This is a genomic window from Actinoplanes subglobosus, assembly GCF_042650585.1.
Taxonomy (GTDB): domain Bacteria; phylum Actinomycetota; class Actinomycetes; order Mycobacteriales; family Micromonosporaceae; genus Actinoplanes; species Actinoplanes subglobosus.
The window spans coordinates 11,267-25,544 of the sequence record NZ_JBHSBL010000005.1 but is presented as its reverse complement, the minus strand read 5'-3'; the positions used below and the strand labels follow the sequence as shown (position 1 = coordinate 25,544).

The window sequence follows — 14,278 nt, the reverse complement described above, 5'->3', positions numbered from 1 at the left end:
CCGGCCTTCTTGCCGGCCTCCTTGCCGACCTTTTGCCGACCTTTTGCCGGCCCGCGCCCGGTCGGCCGGTGGCTCAGGCGGCGGCCTGGATGTCGGCGCGCCCAGCCAGATCCCGGTAGGCCTCGATCACGGCTTCGGTCCGCCCGGCGAGATCCGGCCCGCTCTCCACGGCCGCCGGCACCCCGGCGACGCGGGCGAGTGTCTGCTCGGCGTGCCGGGCCGTGGCCGCGACCCGCCGCTCCCGGATGAAGCTCTCCCCCGCCCGGGCCGCGGCGTCGATGCTGCCGAGGATCCGGTTGGCGGCGTCCCCGGCTTCCCGCCACACTTCGTCGGCCCGCTGACGCTGAACGTCGGCGGCCACCCGGGCCGGACTGTCCGCCGGAATGTCGGCCCCCCACACCTCGGCCAATTCCTCCCGAAGCCGCCGGAGCTCCTGTCGCCGCCCCAGAACCTCGGCCAGCTCACCGAGCGACCGGGTCAGCGACCGATCGGCCAGAACCGGATCGATCATGTCGCCGAGCGCGGGCCAGGTCCGCCGGACCCGCTTCGAGGCATCCAGCGCCCCCGCGAACGCGGCCCGTTCCGCCACCGACCACAGAACCCGCGACTCGGTGTCCCGCGGCACAGCGAACGCCGACTGCTGCGCGGCCCGCGCCTGCCGCCGCCAGACGACACCGACGAGGGCGAGACTCCCGCCGAAGGCGAGCCACCAGCTGAACCCGGAAGCCGCGAGCACGGCCGACACGAAGAGAAGAGGAAGAGCGAGGCGAGCCGCGAAGGTGACACGTTCCTCCCGGCTGCGGCCGCTGGCCGCCCGGGGAACATATTCGATCAGCGTCCCGGTCCGCTCACGCGAGGCGACCCCACTGCGCCCCTTGATGGGGTACGGCGAAACGACCACTTTCTCGAAGTCGATCCCGGCGTGCAGTTCCGTACCCACGTCGGCCTCCTCGCATAGCCCCTCGTCCGGGCGGGCCCAGACCGCCAGGGGGAAACCGGCCGGGACCCGCCCACCGCGGTCACCCGCGGACCCCCTACGAATCGACCCCACCCCACCCCCACATGAGCTGGCCACCGTTGCACCCCGGTTGCCTTTCACCGGCAGCCATCACGACGGGAGGGGCCGGTCCACGAAGAGGACATCCATAGCGCCGGGGTCCGCGCTTCCGCGAACAACCGGGGCATGATGTGGGCGGGGGATAAGCCTTGAACCCGCTCAGCGGGCGCGCATTTTACGCAACCCCAAGGCAAATCCGATAGCCGCTACGACCGATTCTACGTGCCGTTTTTATGGGAACAGTGAAACGTCACGTGAGCCAGTGCCGCTATCCGGCCCTGACCAGCCATTTTGCGAAATAGTGATCTTGTAATAGGCTGCCGTCAGCAGGTTTTCTGTGCCTGCAGCCAAGCCTCAACATTTTGTTGGGGCTTTTTTCGTTGGACTCAAGGCTCCGCTCGCGTTGGCGAGCGGAGCCTTTCGTGTTCATGGAGACGATCGGAAAGGGGTGGGGATGAGTCAGATGGACAGACGGCCCGCGGACCACACCGGTGAAGCGGCTGTCGGCGACGTGACGAGCGTCTCGTTGTTCGGGGAACTCCTGTCACGTGTCGAGGACGAGACCGATCGGGTCCTGCTTCTCGCCCGAGTCGGCCTGGAGTACTCGGACCGCAACCTCTCGCAGGCGCTCGGCATCGAGAGATCCACGGTGGACGCCAGAATCCAGGCGATCATTTCCACTCTCCGCGAGGACCGGGTCCTGACATCCAGGCTCAAGGACGTCCACCGTGCGGGTCGCCCCGAGAACTACCTGGCTCTAGCGGTGCAACTCGGCCTACAGGAATGGTTCTGCTCCTGGTGTCAACGGCTCATGATCCAGGCAGAGCGCGGCGCGCGGCGCAACACGTGCAGCAACCTCTGCCGATCGAGGCTCTTCCGGGCGGGCGGTGTGGGCTGGAAGAGCCGGCTCGACGGCAGGCAGGCCCCGGCCGTCTCCCCGAGGGCGCCGGCTCGACCTCCTGCCGGCTTCACCGCGGCCCCGGACGACCTGTTGGAGAAACTTGTCCGCACGATCAACAGGAACGTGCAGTGGTGGTCCCCGGAAAGACAACTCCGGGACCGTGCGGCACTGCTCCTCGGAATGACGTGCGCGCTCGGCCTGACGCCTGCCGACATCGCCGCGTTGGACGCCGACGACATGATGCGGACGGAGAAAGGTCTGGAACTGCGCCTCTTCCGCCGCACCAGCCAGCCGGTGCGGTACCTCACGATCGCCGTCAGACGAGACGCCGGCATCATCTGCCCGGCAACGGCGCTGATGATGTGGCGGCGTCAGTTGACCTCCGAGCGTCCGGGGCCCGGGCCGCTGTTCGTCCAACTGACCGAAGCGGGCCACTTCAACAGCAAACTCCTCCGCATCACCGGCCATGCCGTCGCCCGCATCGCCGTAGCCGCGGTGACCGGCGCCATGGAGGAGAACGAGCCCAGGCGTCTGAACCCCACCGCGCCCATGCTCTCGCTGCTGAAATGAGGACGACGGAGACCATGAACACCGCACTGACCGGCGTCACCGCCGGCGACTGGCTGGCCGCCGGAGTCGGAACTCTGTTCGGCATCGTGGCAACGGTGGTAGCCGTCATGATCGCGCGCTGGCAGCGTCGTACCCAGGTCAGCGACCGGGTCCAGGACCGCGCCGAACGACAGGCCGAAGACCAGCGCCTGACCCGCCCCGGCTCCCCGCAGTTCCAGTACCTGGAGATCAGCGAGGTGCTCCGGCTGGCTCAGCGGGTCGAATGGCGCGTCCGGAACGAAGGCCCCTTCACCGAGTCCGGCCTCGAAGAACTGCACCTGACCAAACTCGTCATGGACGCCGAGCAGCTTGCCGCCCGGTGCCCGGAGAGACTGCGGGAGCCACTCGAGCTTCTCGCGGTCTCCGCCACACAACTACGACAAACCGCCGTACGGTCGTCCAGCGCGGCGGTGACCACCCGCGACGACTTCCGCTCGGCCATCGAACAGGATCGTGCCGCCCACGAATTGGCAGCCGCCACCAGAATCAGCTGGAGCGCCATGAAAGAGGAATGGGGTAGCTGAGACCAACACCGCCGGGCAGCCAACCGCTCACCCGCACAACCGGAGACTGCCGTAGATCATTACGCATCCGTGATCTACGGCAATGCGGGTCGAGGTGGGCGCGGTAGGTTTCGAACCTACGACCCCTCGCTGGTAAGGTCTGCGCCCCACCGTCCGCCTTCGCCCGCGAACGTCCGCGACCTGCACCGTAGCCCTTCGCCGCAGATGGCCGGACCTCGCCGGACGAGACCAAATCCGAGACGCGCCGGCCATAGCGTTGCGCAGATCGCAGAACCGGTCGAACTCTGGAGTCGGACGCCGTCGGCAGCATGACTAACCCCCAGCGGCCGACGCACTGACGACCTCGATCGTCCGAGTCAGCGTCGGGTCGAACCTGGCGATCTCCGCCTCGGCGACCCCGTTGCGCCGGGCAACCGCGGCCCAGCTGCGGGCCGCGTCGGCCACCTCACGCAATACGACGCGCGCCTGCGCATCCGTCAAGGCGAAGCGTTCGGAGTAAACCAGAAGCGCCTCGACCTCACCGGCCGGATCAGATGCGCCCCCGATACTGGTGACCCGGTTCGCCGCCAGGTCCGGATTGGGATTCACATCGAAGGCGGGCGCCAAGGTCCAACCCGGCCCACGGCGCAGAAATCCATGATTCCGAAGATGGTCGTCGGTGTTGTGTACGGCGATGGAAAAGGCGATCCGACGCCACAGTTGACGTAGATCGGCAACGGTCATCGAGCCATGGTCCGGAATCACCTCGGCTATTTCGAGGTAATCCCGGGGCTGGCCGTCACGTGCTTCCAGGAGAGTCATCGCGCTCACGTACCCGACCCGCTGCCGGCCCTCCCTGTCGAATCGGTCCAGCAGCAGCACCGAGCTCCCCTCGACGCCGACCAGGCTCCGGCCGGGGACCACGATGCCTGCCTCTGCCGCCAGGTCGAGGGCCGACTTCTCCCAGGCGATCACGTTCCAGTCGTCCGCATGATGAGCGAACTTGGCGATCAGAAGACGATCACCGTCGCGGACCGATGCCTTGGGGCGTGCCCCACCGAGCGAGCCCGTACCCGCGTCCAGCAGAGTCTTGATCGCCTCCAGGTTGCCCGGTTCGTCACGTGCGACCGCGGCGGCCGCATGCATCAACGCGGGCAAGGCGATCAGCTTCGGAACCTCCGGAGCCGGATGCTGGAACTCGTCGGCGGTCTCGGTCTTGAACCGCAGCGCGCCTTGCCTGGTCTCGTCACTCACCCCGAGCAGGAAGTCCCGGTCATCGAGGGTCGGCATCGGCCGTCGCTCGGCCGTCGCCTGCGCACGAAGGCGCTTGGCGATGAGATTCCGCCCCCACCGATCGGGCGCGGCGTCGCTGAACGCCCCGGGAAGCCCGTTGGGCAACGGCCACGAGCCGCCCGAGAGACCGAGAGCCGGATCGATCGCGTACGCACCACGAAGACCTAGGTAGTCGCGGGCATACGAGAAGGTCGCTGTAAGCCGACCCCGCCGAAAGTTGAAGAACGCATCGCCGACTTCACGAGACACACCAGCGATCTCGACATAGGTGCGAACGCGGCTCAAGGACGGACCCTGCGCGGGAGAATCTCGTCGGCGCGAGCCCGCCCGAGGTCTGTCTCATACGGATCGAGTGCCGTCACCAGCGACTCCAACACTCCCAGCGCCCGAGCCACACTGAGGAACGCCTGAAGGCTCACCCCCGCGTCCCCCACCTCGACACGCCGCAACGTGCCGCGGGAGATTCCCGCACGCTCAGCCACCTGAGCCGCGGTAAGCCCATGCAGTTTGCGCCACACCACAAGCTGCTCGCCGATGCTGACGGCACCGGCCTGAACCCGCGAAGACACTGGACGAGGCATCGTCACCACCTGCTTTATGCTCAGGATCCTGAGCATAACACCGCTTATGGATCACAATCCTGACCACTACAACGGCCCTCACCGCTGCTCGGCACGCACACTGGTCTCCCACAAAGCGGCAGCAGCCTGTCAGCCGGCCCTGATCTGCCATCAGAACGCGCGATCGCCGACTTTCCGGAGATGACCGTCCAAACGCATAAGCGAGTGGTTTCCGCCCATCGGTCTTCACTCTCCTACGGTTGTCAGATGACGTTTCCGCAGGTAAATAGGGCTCTGGTGGGCGCGGTAGGTTTCGAACCTACGACCCCTCGCTTGTAAGGCGAGTGCTCTCCCACTGAGCTACGCGCCCGGCACGGCATGCGGCCGGAGTCGTCATCCTACCCTGTCGCTGATCGAGGCCTCGAACTGGCGAGGAGGGCCCGGGCGGTCAGCTGGTCAGGGTGGCCAAGGCTGTGCGCCACGAGGTCTGGTCGCGGGCCTCTCCGGGGCCGTTCATCTCCGCCCAGCGGATGATGCCCTCGGTGTCGATCAGGAATGTGCCCCGGTTGGCGTAGCCCCGCTCGGGATCGAAGACGCCGTAGGCGGTGGCGACTGAGCCGTGCGGCCAGAAGTCGGCCAGCAGCGGGAAGTCGAAGCCCTCCTGCTCCGCCCACACCTTGTGGCTGTAGACCGAATCGACGCTCACGGTCAGGACCTGGATGTGGTCGCCGCTGTACTCCGGGAGGTGCTCCTGGATCTCGGTGAGCTCGCCGTGGCAGCGGCGGCTGAACGCCAGCGGGTAGAAGACCAGCAGGACCGCTTTGCGACCACGGAAGTCGCTGAGGCGTACCTCCTGGTTGTTTTGATCCTTGAGCAGGAAGTCAGGGGCCGGCACGCCCACGTCGATCGGCATCCCCCCACCCTAAAACCCATCGGAACGGGCAAACACTTCAGGGTCGGCGCCCAGCGGGCGCCGACCTGGTGGGAGAGGGCAGTGAGTTACTTCTTCTTGGCGCCCCGGGGGGTGACCAGGCGGGCGCCGGTCCAGTCCTTGCCGGCGTTGACCGTCGACGTCTGCTGGAGGCCCGCTGTCGGGGCCGACTCGCTGACCTCGCTGGGCTCGACGTGGCCGTCACGGCCCGCCTTGGGGGTCAGCAGCCACACCACGCCCTGATCGGCGAGGGGGCCGAGGGCATCGGTGAGAATCTCGAAGAGGTCACCGTCGCCGTCGCGGTACCACAGCAGCACCGCATCGACGACCTCGTCGGTGTCCTCGTCGACCATGTCACCGACGCGTTCGGTCAGGGCGTCACGGAGATCCTCGTCGACATCGTCGTCGTATCCCATCTCCATGACCACCATGTTCGGCTCCAGGCCGAACCGGTCCGCCAGGCTACGTACGCCGTCGGCCTGACCCGCGGTCGCGCTCACTGTCCAAATCCTCCTAGCCGTCATGAAAGTGCCGTCAAACTCGCACCGGAACCTGGGGGTAGTCCACACATTCCGGAGCCGGTGCGCAAGTGGCGCACCGAGTGTGTGGCAATTTACCGTGCCAGCAGGGCGTGGGCACCCTGTGTGATGGCATCCTCTCCCACGAGGACGTGCTGGGCAGCAGGACCGAGCGGAACGGGCACGTCAGCGGCGGCCACGCGGCGCACGGATCCCACGAACGAGCCGTCGACCAGTGCCGCCAGAACGCCCTCGCCGACGCCGCCGGAGCGCCGGGTCTCGTCGACGATCAGCACGCGGCCGGTGACCGTCGCCTCCCTGACCAGGTCAGCGACGGGTAGCGGGTTGATCCACCGGAGGTCGACCACGCGGGCGCCGTATCCCTCGGTGGCGAGCTGCGCGGCGACACGCAGCGACATGCGGACGCCGTTGCCGTACGTCACGATGGTCAGATCCTGGGCGGTGCCGAGCCCGTAGATGCGGGCCCGGCCGATCGGGACGTGCTCGTCGGCCCACCCGCCGGGCGCCGAGTAGGGCGCCAGCCACTCGCTGTCGCCTTGCTGATAGAGGTCCCTCGTCTGGTAGACGGCGACCGGTTCGAGGAAGACGCTGACCGTCCCGTCGGCCTCGGCGGCGGCGAGGCAGGAGCGCAGCATCGGGGCGGCGTCGGCGGCGCGGGCCGGCACGGCGACGACGAGGCCGGGTACGTCCCGGAGCGCGGCGACGGTGTTGTCGTTGGCCAGGTGGCCACCGATCCCGAACGGCTGGGCGAGGCCGGGCACCCGCAGGACGAGCGGGTTGCGGTAGGCGCCGGACGACAGGTACGCCATGGTGGCCGCCTCGGCCCGCAGTTGCTCGGCCGCGCCGTGCAGCCCGGCGAGGCAGTCGAGCTCGGGGACGGGGATCAGACCGGCCAGCCCGGCACCGGTGGCCAGCCCGATGATCGTGGTCGGGTCGGCGGGGGTGTCGAAGACCCGGTCGGCGTCGACACCGGACAGCCCGGTGGTGACGCCGTGACGGCCGCCACGCGTGGTGGCGGGGCCGAACAGCAGCAGCCCGGGATGGGCGGCCAGAGCGTCGGTGAGACCGGCTGTGATGGTCTGCGCGAGCGTCATCGGCCCGGCGTCCTCGGGGAGCCGGCCGTCGAAGACGCGCAGCCGGGTGGGGGCGCCCGCGCCGAGGGCCCGTCCGGCGGCCTCCGCGACGGCGTGCGCGACCCGCAGCGGGCGGCGGGCGGCCAATGAGGCGACGACCTCGCCGGCGGACGCCAGTTTCGCCTCGCCGAGCACCTCCTCGGCGGCCTTGCGGACCTGCCAGCCGATCTCGTCGTAGCGGGTGATCACCTCGTCCGGCCCGTACAGCCCCGCCTCGACGAGCAGGCGGGCGGTGCCGATCAGGGGGTCGCGGTCGAGGCCGTCGCCGGGCTCGGGGTCGCCGGGCCGGCCCAGCAGCAGCACCGTGGACAGGTGCAGGACGGCCGGTCGGCGCTCGGCGCGCACCCAGGCCACCGCCTCGGCCGCCGCGTCGTGGGCCGCGGCCAGGTCACACCCGTCGGCGTACGTGTACCGCACGCCGGGGCGGCCACGCAGCATCGTCCCGGTCCAGCCGTCCGGGCCGGGCTCGCCGGGGGTGTTGTCCTCGCAGATCAGCAGCAGGGGCACGCGCTGGCCGGCGAGGTCGAGCCGGCCGGCCGCGTGCAGGGCCGAGGTGGCTCCGGCTCCGCCCGCCCCGCCGTCGCCGAACGAGGCGGCCACGATGGCGTCATCGGGCCATGCGGTGTCGCCGCCACGGGCCAGGGAGTGGGCCAGGCCGACGGCGCGGGGCAGGTGGCCGCCGGGTGCGGAGAGGGCTGGGACGAGGTGCAGGGCCGGGTTGCCGAAGATCTTGTCGCGGCCGCCGGTGATCGGGTCCCGGACCGAGGCCACGACACCGCGCAGCACGTCGCGGGCGGCCTCCTCGAGGCGGTGGGCGGAGTCCTGGCCGGGTTCGCCGGGGTGGTTCGCCGCCCGTACGCAATAGAAGGCCGCCGAACGGTGATGCAGGAGGGCCGGATCGTCGCCGCGCAGCGCCGCGGCGACCGCGGCGTTGCCCTCGTGCCCGGACGACCCGCCGGTGTGGAAGCCCTCGTTGAAGCTGCGCAGCCAGCGCGCGGCGAGGTCGAGGTGGCGGCTGGTCAACTGGGCGTCGAAGAGTTCCCGGGCGCTGGCGCCGGTGAGGCCGGCGCCGTCGCGGACCGGATCGCCGGGGGCACGCCCGGACTCCGGTGGTCGCAGGGCCGAGACCGCATCGCGGAACCGCTCGTCGAGGCTTTGCGGAGTGGTCACGGAATTCAGCATTCCCGACCGCGGCCAGTGATGCCACTGCGAGAACGATCGATCTGGCACACACGCGACGGCGCCCGGTGGTGTACTCGGTTACATGATCTTGTGGTGGGCCGTGGCGCGCCTGGTGCAGTGTGTGTGCTGGCTGGCCGGCACCGCCTCGGTGTTCCTGCTGCTCGATCTGTACACATAGGCTCGGCCGATGCGTTCCGAACTGATCACCGTACGGACCGGCGGCTCGCCCGCTGTCGTGGACATGACCCGTGAGGCGGCGTCGTTCGTCCAGTCCGAGAGGGACGGCCTGCTGCACGTCTTCGTGCCGCACGCCACGGCCGGGGTGGCGATCATCGAGACCGGGGCGGGGTCGGACGACGATCTGCTGACCGCCATCGACGATCTGCTGCCCACCGAGGACAAGTGGGCGCACCGGCACGGTTCGCGGGGCCACGGACGTGATCACGTCCTTCCGGCGTGGATCGCCCCGTACGCCACGTTGCCGGTGATCAACGGCCAGATCGCCCTCGGCACCTGGCAGTCGGTCTGCCTGGTGGACACCAACGGCGACAACCCGATCCGGCAGGTGCGTTTCTCCTTCGTGAACGGCTGAGTCCCCGGCGGGTCCACAAAGTTACTGGTCAGTACATGTGTCGAGCGTCGCTGAGACGGCCTGTAGACGTGACGACGCACACCGTAAGGGGGCAGGATGGAGACCTATTCCGCGCGATTCGCCACCTAGGTCGCACGGACTATCCGACACTCACACCAAGAGGATTGCCTGTGGCCACGGAGCGCAAGCGCCCGGTGATCAGCGATGGCCTGCCGAGCCAGCTTCCCGACATCGACCCTGAAGAGACCAACGAATGGGTCGAGTCGCTCAACGGAGTCATCGACGAACGCGGCGCGAAAAGAGCCCGTTATGTGATGTTGCGCCTGCTGGAGCGGGCCCGGGAGCGACAGGTCGGCGTGCCGCCACTGACGTCCACGGACTACATCAACACGATCCCGCCGGAGCGTGAGCCCTGGTTCCCGGGTGACGAGTTCGTCGAGCGGCGGATCCGGGCCTACATCCGGTGGAACGCGGCGATGCTGGTGCACCGCGCGCAGCGGCCGGAGATCGGCGTCGGCGGTCACATCTCGACGTACGCGTCGAGCGCCAGCCTCTACGAAGTAGGTATGAACCACTTCTTCCGGGGCAAGGACCACCCGGGCGGTGGCGACCACATCTTCTACCAGGGTCACGCCTCGCCCGGTATGTATGCGCGGGCCTACCTCGAGGGCCGGCTCACCACCCACCAGCTCGACGGTTTCCGGCAGGAGCTGTCGCACCCGGGTGGCGGTCTCCCGTCGTACCCCCACCCCCGTCTGATGCCGGACTTCTGGGAGTTCCCGACGGTCAGCATGGGTCTCGGCCCGCTGAACGCGATCTACCAGGCCCGCTACAACCGGTACCTGCACAACCGAGGGATCAAGGACACCAGCCAGCAGAACGTCTGGGCGTTCCTGGGCGACGGCGAGATGGACGAGGTCGAGTCGCTCGGCGCGATCGGCCTGGCCGCCCGCGAGGAGCTGGACAACCTGACCTTCGTGGTCAACTGCAACCTCCAGCGTCTCGACGGCCCGGTCCGTGGCAACGGCAAGGTCATCCAGGAGCTGGAGGCGTTCTTCCGCGGCGCCGGGTGGAACGTGATCAAGGTCGTCTGGGGCCGCGAGTGGGACTCCCTGCTCGCCGCCGACACCGACGGCGCGCTGGTCAACCTGATGAACAAGACGCCCGACGGCGACTACCAGACCTACAAGGGCGAGTCCGGGCTGTACGTGCGGGAGCACTTCTTCGGCCGCGACCCGCGCACCCGCAAGCTCGTCGAGGGCATGACCGACGACGAGATCTGGAACCTCAAGCGCGGCGGGCACGACTACCGCAAGCTGTACGCGGCGTACAAGGCGGCCACCGAGCACACCGGCCAGCCGACCGTGATCCTCGCCAAGACCGTCAAGGGCTGGACGCTCGGGTCGCACTTCGAGGCCCGTAACGCCACGCACCAGATGAAGAAGCTGACCCTGGAGGACCTGAAGGGCTTCCGGGACCGCCTCTACCTCGACATCAGCGACAAGCAGCTCGAGGAGAACCCGTACCTCCCGCCGTACTACCACCCCGGCGAGAAGTCCGACGAGTACCAGTACATGGTCGAGCGGCGCCGCGAGCTGGGCGGGTCCATCCCGACCCGGCGGACCAAGGCGAAGTCGCTGGCGATCCCGGACTCGAAGGCGTTCAGCGGCCTCAAGGGCGGCAGCGGCAAGCAGAAGATCGCCACCACGATGGCGTTCGTCCGGCTGCTCAAGGACCTCATGCGGGACAAGGAGTTCGGGGCCCGCTGGGTGCCGATCATCCCGGACGAGGCCCGGACCTTCGGCATGGACTCGCTCTTCCCGACCAAGAAGATCTACTCGCCGCACGGCCAGACCTACACCTCGGTGGACCGGGAGCTGTTCCTGTCCTACAAGGAGTCGACGGACGGCCAGATCCTGCACGAGGGCATCAACGAGGCGGGTTCCACGGCGAGCTTCATCGCGGCCGGTACGTCGTACGCGACGCACGACGAGCCGATGATCCCGCTGTACATCTTCTACTCGATGTTCGGGTTCCAGCGGACCGCCGACGAGCTGTGGGCGGCCGCCGACCAGATGACCCGCGGCTTCCTGCTGGGCGCCACCGCCGGGCGGACCACGCTCAACGGTGAGGGCCTGCAGCACGAGGACGGTCACTCGCTGCTGATCGCCGCGACGAACCCGGCGGTGGTCTCCTACGACCCGGCGTTCGGGTTCGAGATCGCACACATCATGGAGCACGGCCTGCACCGGATGTACGGCGAGAAGCAGGAGAACATCTTCTACTACCTCACCATCTACAACGAGCCGGCGATCCAGCCCGCCGAGCCGGAGGGCCTCGACACCGAGGGCCTGCTCAAGGGCATCTACCGGTTCAGCGAGAGCCCGCAGAAGGACGGTCCGAAGGCGCAGCTGCTCGCCTCCGGCACCGGCATGCGGTGGGCGCTCAAGGCGCAGGAGCTGCTCGCCCAGGACTGGGGCGTGAGCGCCGACGTCTGGTCGGTCACCTCGTGGACCGAGCTGCGCCGCGACGCGATCCTGGCGGAGGAGCACAACCTGCTCCACCCGAGCGACGCGCCGCGCAAGCCGTACATCCAGCAGAAGCTGGAGGCCACCGAGGGCCCGTCGGTCGCGGTCAGCGACTGGATGCGGGCGGTTCCCGACCTGATCAGCCGCTGGGTGCCGAACGGCTACACCTCGCTGGGCACCGACGGCTTCGGCATGAGCGACACCCGGCACGCGCTGCGCCGCCACTTCCACGTGGACGGCGAGTCGGTGACCGTGGCGACGCTGCGTGAGCTGGCACTGCGGGGCCAGATTCCGGCGCATGTGCCGGCCGAGGCGGCCAAGAAGTACGCGATCGACGACGTCAACGCCGCACCGGTGGGCGAGACCGGCGGCGACTCGTAGCAGGCCTCTCCGGGAGGGGCGTCACACGACGCCCCTCCCGGGAGCAGGTCACGCCGGGACGGTCACGCCGGAACGTAGGTGATCACCTCGACGCCGGTGGCCGACCGCCAGCTGCCGGTGTGCGACAGCGCGAGCCTCGTGCCCGGCTCCCAGAGTTTCCGGCCCTCGCCGACCACCACCGGGAAGATCATCACCCGGTACTCGTCGATCAGGTTGTGCCTGGCCAGGTAATTGACGAGGGTCGCGCTGCCGTTGATCAGCAGGGTCTCGGAGCCGGTCTTGAGCTTCTCCACCGCCTCGGCGACGTCGCCCTCGATGAAGGTGGCGTTCCACTCCGGCTCGGTGAGCGTCGTGGTCGCGACGTGCTTGGGCATCTCGTTCATCTTCGCGCCGAACTCACCGGTCTCGGCGGCCATCTCCGGCCAGACCGACTTCATCCCCTCATAGGTGACCCGGCCGAGCAGCAGCGCGTCGGCCTCACCCAGGTTGTAGGTCTGCCAGGCGCCGAGCTCCTCGTTGAAGTACGGCCCGCTCCAGACCGGCTCCTCGAAGACGCCGTCGAGAGTCATGTACTCCACCGCCACGATCTTGCCCATCGTCCCCACCTCGTTGCTCGACGTACCCATTGAAAACGGCAACGAGCGGGCGGCACGGTGGTGGCGGCGCGATGATCCAGGGGTGGGATTCCGGATCAGGCACAAACTGCTCCTGCTCGGTCTGGGCAGCGTCCTCGTCACGGCGATCGTGCTGGTCGCGGTCGGTGCGTGGCAGAGCGGACGATTCGCCGACAACACCGAACGCGAGGTGCTGCGCCAGAACCAGGCGTCCCTGGCACAGAGCGCCGCCGACGTGAGCGCGCTGGTGCGTACCGTCGCCGACGAGGTGCAGCAGGGCGTCGACAAGAGCATGACCAGCGCGGCGGCCTTCCTGGACCGCAGCGGCGGGATGCGGATGTCCGGCCGGCGGGTCACCTGGACCGCCACCAACCAGGTCACCCAGGAGGCCACGACGGTCAGCCTGCCGCGGGTGGAGATCGGCGGCACGTGGCTGGGACAGAACACCGACCTGAAACAGACCACTCCCTTCGTCGACGACGCCCGGGACCTGTCCGGCGCCACGGTCACCGTCTTCCAGCGCATGAACGCGGCCGGTGACCTGCTGCGGGTGGGCACGACGGTGAAGTCCGCGAAGGGCACCCGGGCGATCGGCACGTACATCCCGGCGACCGCCGACGGCAAGGCGAACGCGGTGGCCGCGGCGATCACGGCCGGGAAGACGTACCGGGGTGTCGCGGCGGTCGTCGGCACGCCGTACATCACCGTCTACCAGCCGATCAAGAGCGCCGGTGGAGCGGTGATCGGCGCGCTCTTCGTCGGTGTGCCGCAGGCCGACGCGCTGGCCACGCTGACCGGCACGATCAGCGAGCAGAAGATCCAGACGAACGGCTGGGTGAGCGTGTTCAGCACGGCCGCCGCCGACCGCGGGCGGATCGTCGCCTCCAACATCGAGGGCATGGCCGGGCAGACCGTTCTGGACGCGACCGACGCCGACGGCACGAAATACGTCGAGGAGATCGTCACCAAGGCTCCCGAGCTCGCCGACGGCGGCACCTGGCAGGCGATGTACCGGCTGCCCGGTGCGTCCGGGGCGCCGGCCGGGGACACCACCACCACGGTCGGCTTCTATCCGCCGTACCAGTGGGCGGTGACCGTGGGCGGTTACGACGCCGACGCCGCGGCCGCGGTCACCGCGGTCCGGGACGGGCGCAGCGCGATGCTGACGTCGTTCGTGATCGCCGCTGTGCTGCTGGCGCTGGCGGGTGCGGCCGCGGCGTACCTCCAGGCGTCGCCGATCTCGCGGCGGATGGCCGCGCTGACCGGGGCGCTGACCCGGCTCGCCGGCCGGGATCTCACGGTTCGCATCGACGACCGGGGCCGCGACGAGATCGGTGAGGCCGGTCGCGCGCTCAACACCGCGGCGGCCGAGCTGCGCGCCGTCATGCAGGATGTCACCGGCGCCTCCGACGAGGTCGCCGGAACCGCCCGGCGGGTGGCGGCCACCGGCGGCGA

Annotated in this window: 11 protein-coding genes, 1 tRNA gene and 1 pseudogene; 5 read left to right on the top strand and 8 right to left on the bottom strand. The window is 69.0% G+C overall.

The annotated features are described in order from the left end of the window. Positions 1-73: 73 nt before the first annotated feature. On the bottom strand, positions 74-940 hold the full coding sequence (locus ACFO0C_RS03700; RefSeq protein ID WP_378065059.1) for a hypothetical protein: 867 nt from the start codon (positions 938-940) through the stop codon (positions 74-76). Positions 941-1,511: 571 nt separating this feature from the next. Here ACFO0C_RS03700 and ACFO0C_RS03695 point away from each other — a divergent pair. Both ACFO0C_RS03695 and ACFO0C_RS03690 read left to right on the top strand, forming a co-directional pair. After that, the gene (locus tag ACFO0C_RS03695) at positions 1,512-2,528 is read left to right on the top strand and encodes a hypothetical protein (RefSeq protein WP_378065058.1); all 1,017 of its coding nucleotides are present in this window, start codon (positions 1,512-1,514) and stop codon (positions 2,526-2,528) included. Further along, positions 2,525-3,091 (top strand): hypothetical protein, encoded by a 567-nt coding sequence (locus tag ACFO0C_RS03690; protein WP_378065057.1) that lies wholly within the window; start codon positions 2,525-2,527, stop codon positions 3,089-3,091. Before ACFO0C_RS03695 ends, ACFO0C_RS03690 begins: the two co-directional genes overlap by 4 nt. 312 nt (positions 3,092-3,403) lie before the next feature. Here the strand turns inward: ACFO0C_RS03690 and ACFO0C_RS03685 are convergent, their stop codons facing one another. From ACFO0C_RS03685 to ACFO0C_RS03660, 6 genes are all read right to left on the bottom strand, one after another. Then, positions 3,404-4,648, bottom strand: a complete 1,245-nt coding sequence (locus ACFO0C_RS03685; RefSeq protein WP_378065056.1) for a type II toxin-antitoxin system HipA family toxin — start codon at positions 4,646-4,648, stop codon at positions 3,404-3,406. Then, complete coding sequence (locus ACFO0C_RS03680; RefSeq protein ID WP_360337215.1) at positions 4,645-4,944, bottom strand: helix-turn-helix domain-containing protein; 300 nt, start codon at positions 4,942-4,944, stop codon at positions 4,645-4,647. Before ACFO0C_RS03680 ends, ACFO0C_RS03685 begins: the two co-directional genes overlap by 4 nt. A gap of 274 nt (positions 4,945-5,218) precedes the next feature. Further along, positions 5,219-5,293 (bottom strand) — tRNA-Val (locus tag ACFO0C_RS03675). 78 nt (positions 5,294-5,371) lie between these two features. Continuing rightward, positions 5,372-5,836 carry a peroxiredoxin gene (locus ACFO0C_RS03670; protein ID WP_378065055.1) on the bottom strand — a complete coding sequence of 155 codons (465 nt, stop codon included), beginning with the start codon at positions 5,834-5,836 and terminating at the stop codon, positions 5,372-5,374. A gap of 86 nt (positions 5,837-5,922) precedes the next feature. Further along, a complete protein-coding gene (locus tag ACFO0C_RS03665; protein WP_378065054.1) occupies positions 5,923-6,354 on the bottom strand; it encodes a DUF3052 domain-containing protein in 432 nt (143 codons plus the stop codon). A 113-nt stretch (positions 6,355-6,467) separates the two neighbouring features. Further along, complete coding sequence (locus ACFO0C_RS03660; RefSeq protein ID WP_378065053.1) at positions 6,468-8,708, bottom strand: transketolase C-terminal domain-containing protein; 2,241 nt, start codon at positions 8,706-8,708, stop codon at positions 6,468-6,470. Positions 8,709-8,895: 187 nt separating this feature from the next. Here ACFO0C_RS03660 and ACFO0C_RS03655 point away from each other — a divergent pair, with 187 nt between their 5' ends. Next, a complete protein-coding gene (locus ACFO0C_RS03655) occupies positions 8,896-9,300 on the top strand; it encodes a YjbQ family protein (RefSeq protein WP_378065052.1) in 405 nt (134 codons plus the stop codon). 170 nt (positions 9,301-9,470) lie between these two features. Continuing rightward, positions 9,471-12,209: a pyruvate dehydrogenase (acetyl-transferring), homodimeric type gene (gene aceE / locus ACFO0C_RS03650; protein ID WP_378065051.1), complete on the top strand. Its 2,739-nt coding sequence runs from the start codon at positions 9,471-9,473 to the stop codon at positions 12,207-12,209. 62 nt (positions 12,210-12,271) lie between these two features. Here the strand turns inward: aceE and ACFO0C_RS03645 are convergent, their stop codons facing one another. Continuing rightward, entirely contained in the window at positions 12,272-12,805 is a 534-nt protein-coding gene (locus ACFO0C_RS03645) for a dihydrofolate reductase family protein (RefSeq protein WP_378065050.1), read from the bottom strand. Between ACFO0C_RS03645 and ACFO0C_RS03640 the strand changes: the two are divergent. After that, a pseudogene (locus tag ACFO0C_RS03640) lies at positions 12,777-14,278 on the top strand (Cache 3/Cache 2 fusion domain-containing protein); the annotation flags it as partial. The gene ACFO0C_RS03645 and the pseudogene ACFO0C_RS03640 overlap by 29 nt on opposite strands.

Coding starts and splice junctions, on each gene's coding strand:
- ACFO0C_RS03690 (WP_378065057.1), top strand. CDS start 2,525: ATGAGGACGACGGAGACCATGAACACCGCACTGACCGGCGTCACCGCC.
- ACFO0C_RS03680 (WP_360337215.1), bottom strand. CDS start 4,944: ATGCCTCGTCCAGTGTCTTCGCGGGTTCAGGCCGGTGCCGTCAGCATC.
- ACFO0C_RS03670 (WP_378065055.1), bottom strand. CDS start 5,836: ATGCCGATCGACGTGGGCGTGCCGGCCCCTGACTTCCTGCTCAAGGAT.
- ACFO0C_RS03645 (WP_378065050.1), bottom strand. CDS start 12,805: ATGGGCAAGATCGTGGCGGTGGAGTACATGACTCTCGACGGCGTCTTC.
- ACFO0C_RS03695 (WP_378065058.1), top strand. CDS start 1,512: ATGAGTCAGATGGACAGACGGCCCGCGGACCACACCGGTGAAGCGGCT.
- ACFO0C_RS03655 (WP_378065052.1), top strand. CDS start 8,896: ATGCGTTCCGAACTGATCACCGTACGGACCGGCGGCTCGCCCGCTGTC.
- ACFO0C_RS03660 (WP_378065053.1), bottom strand. CDS start 8,708: ATGCTGAATTCCGTGACCACTCCGCAAAGCCTCGACGAGCGGTTCCGC.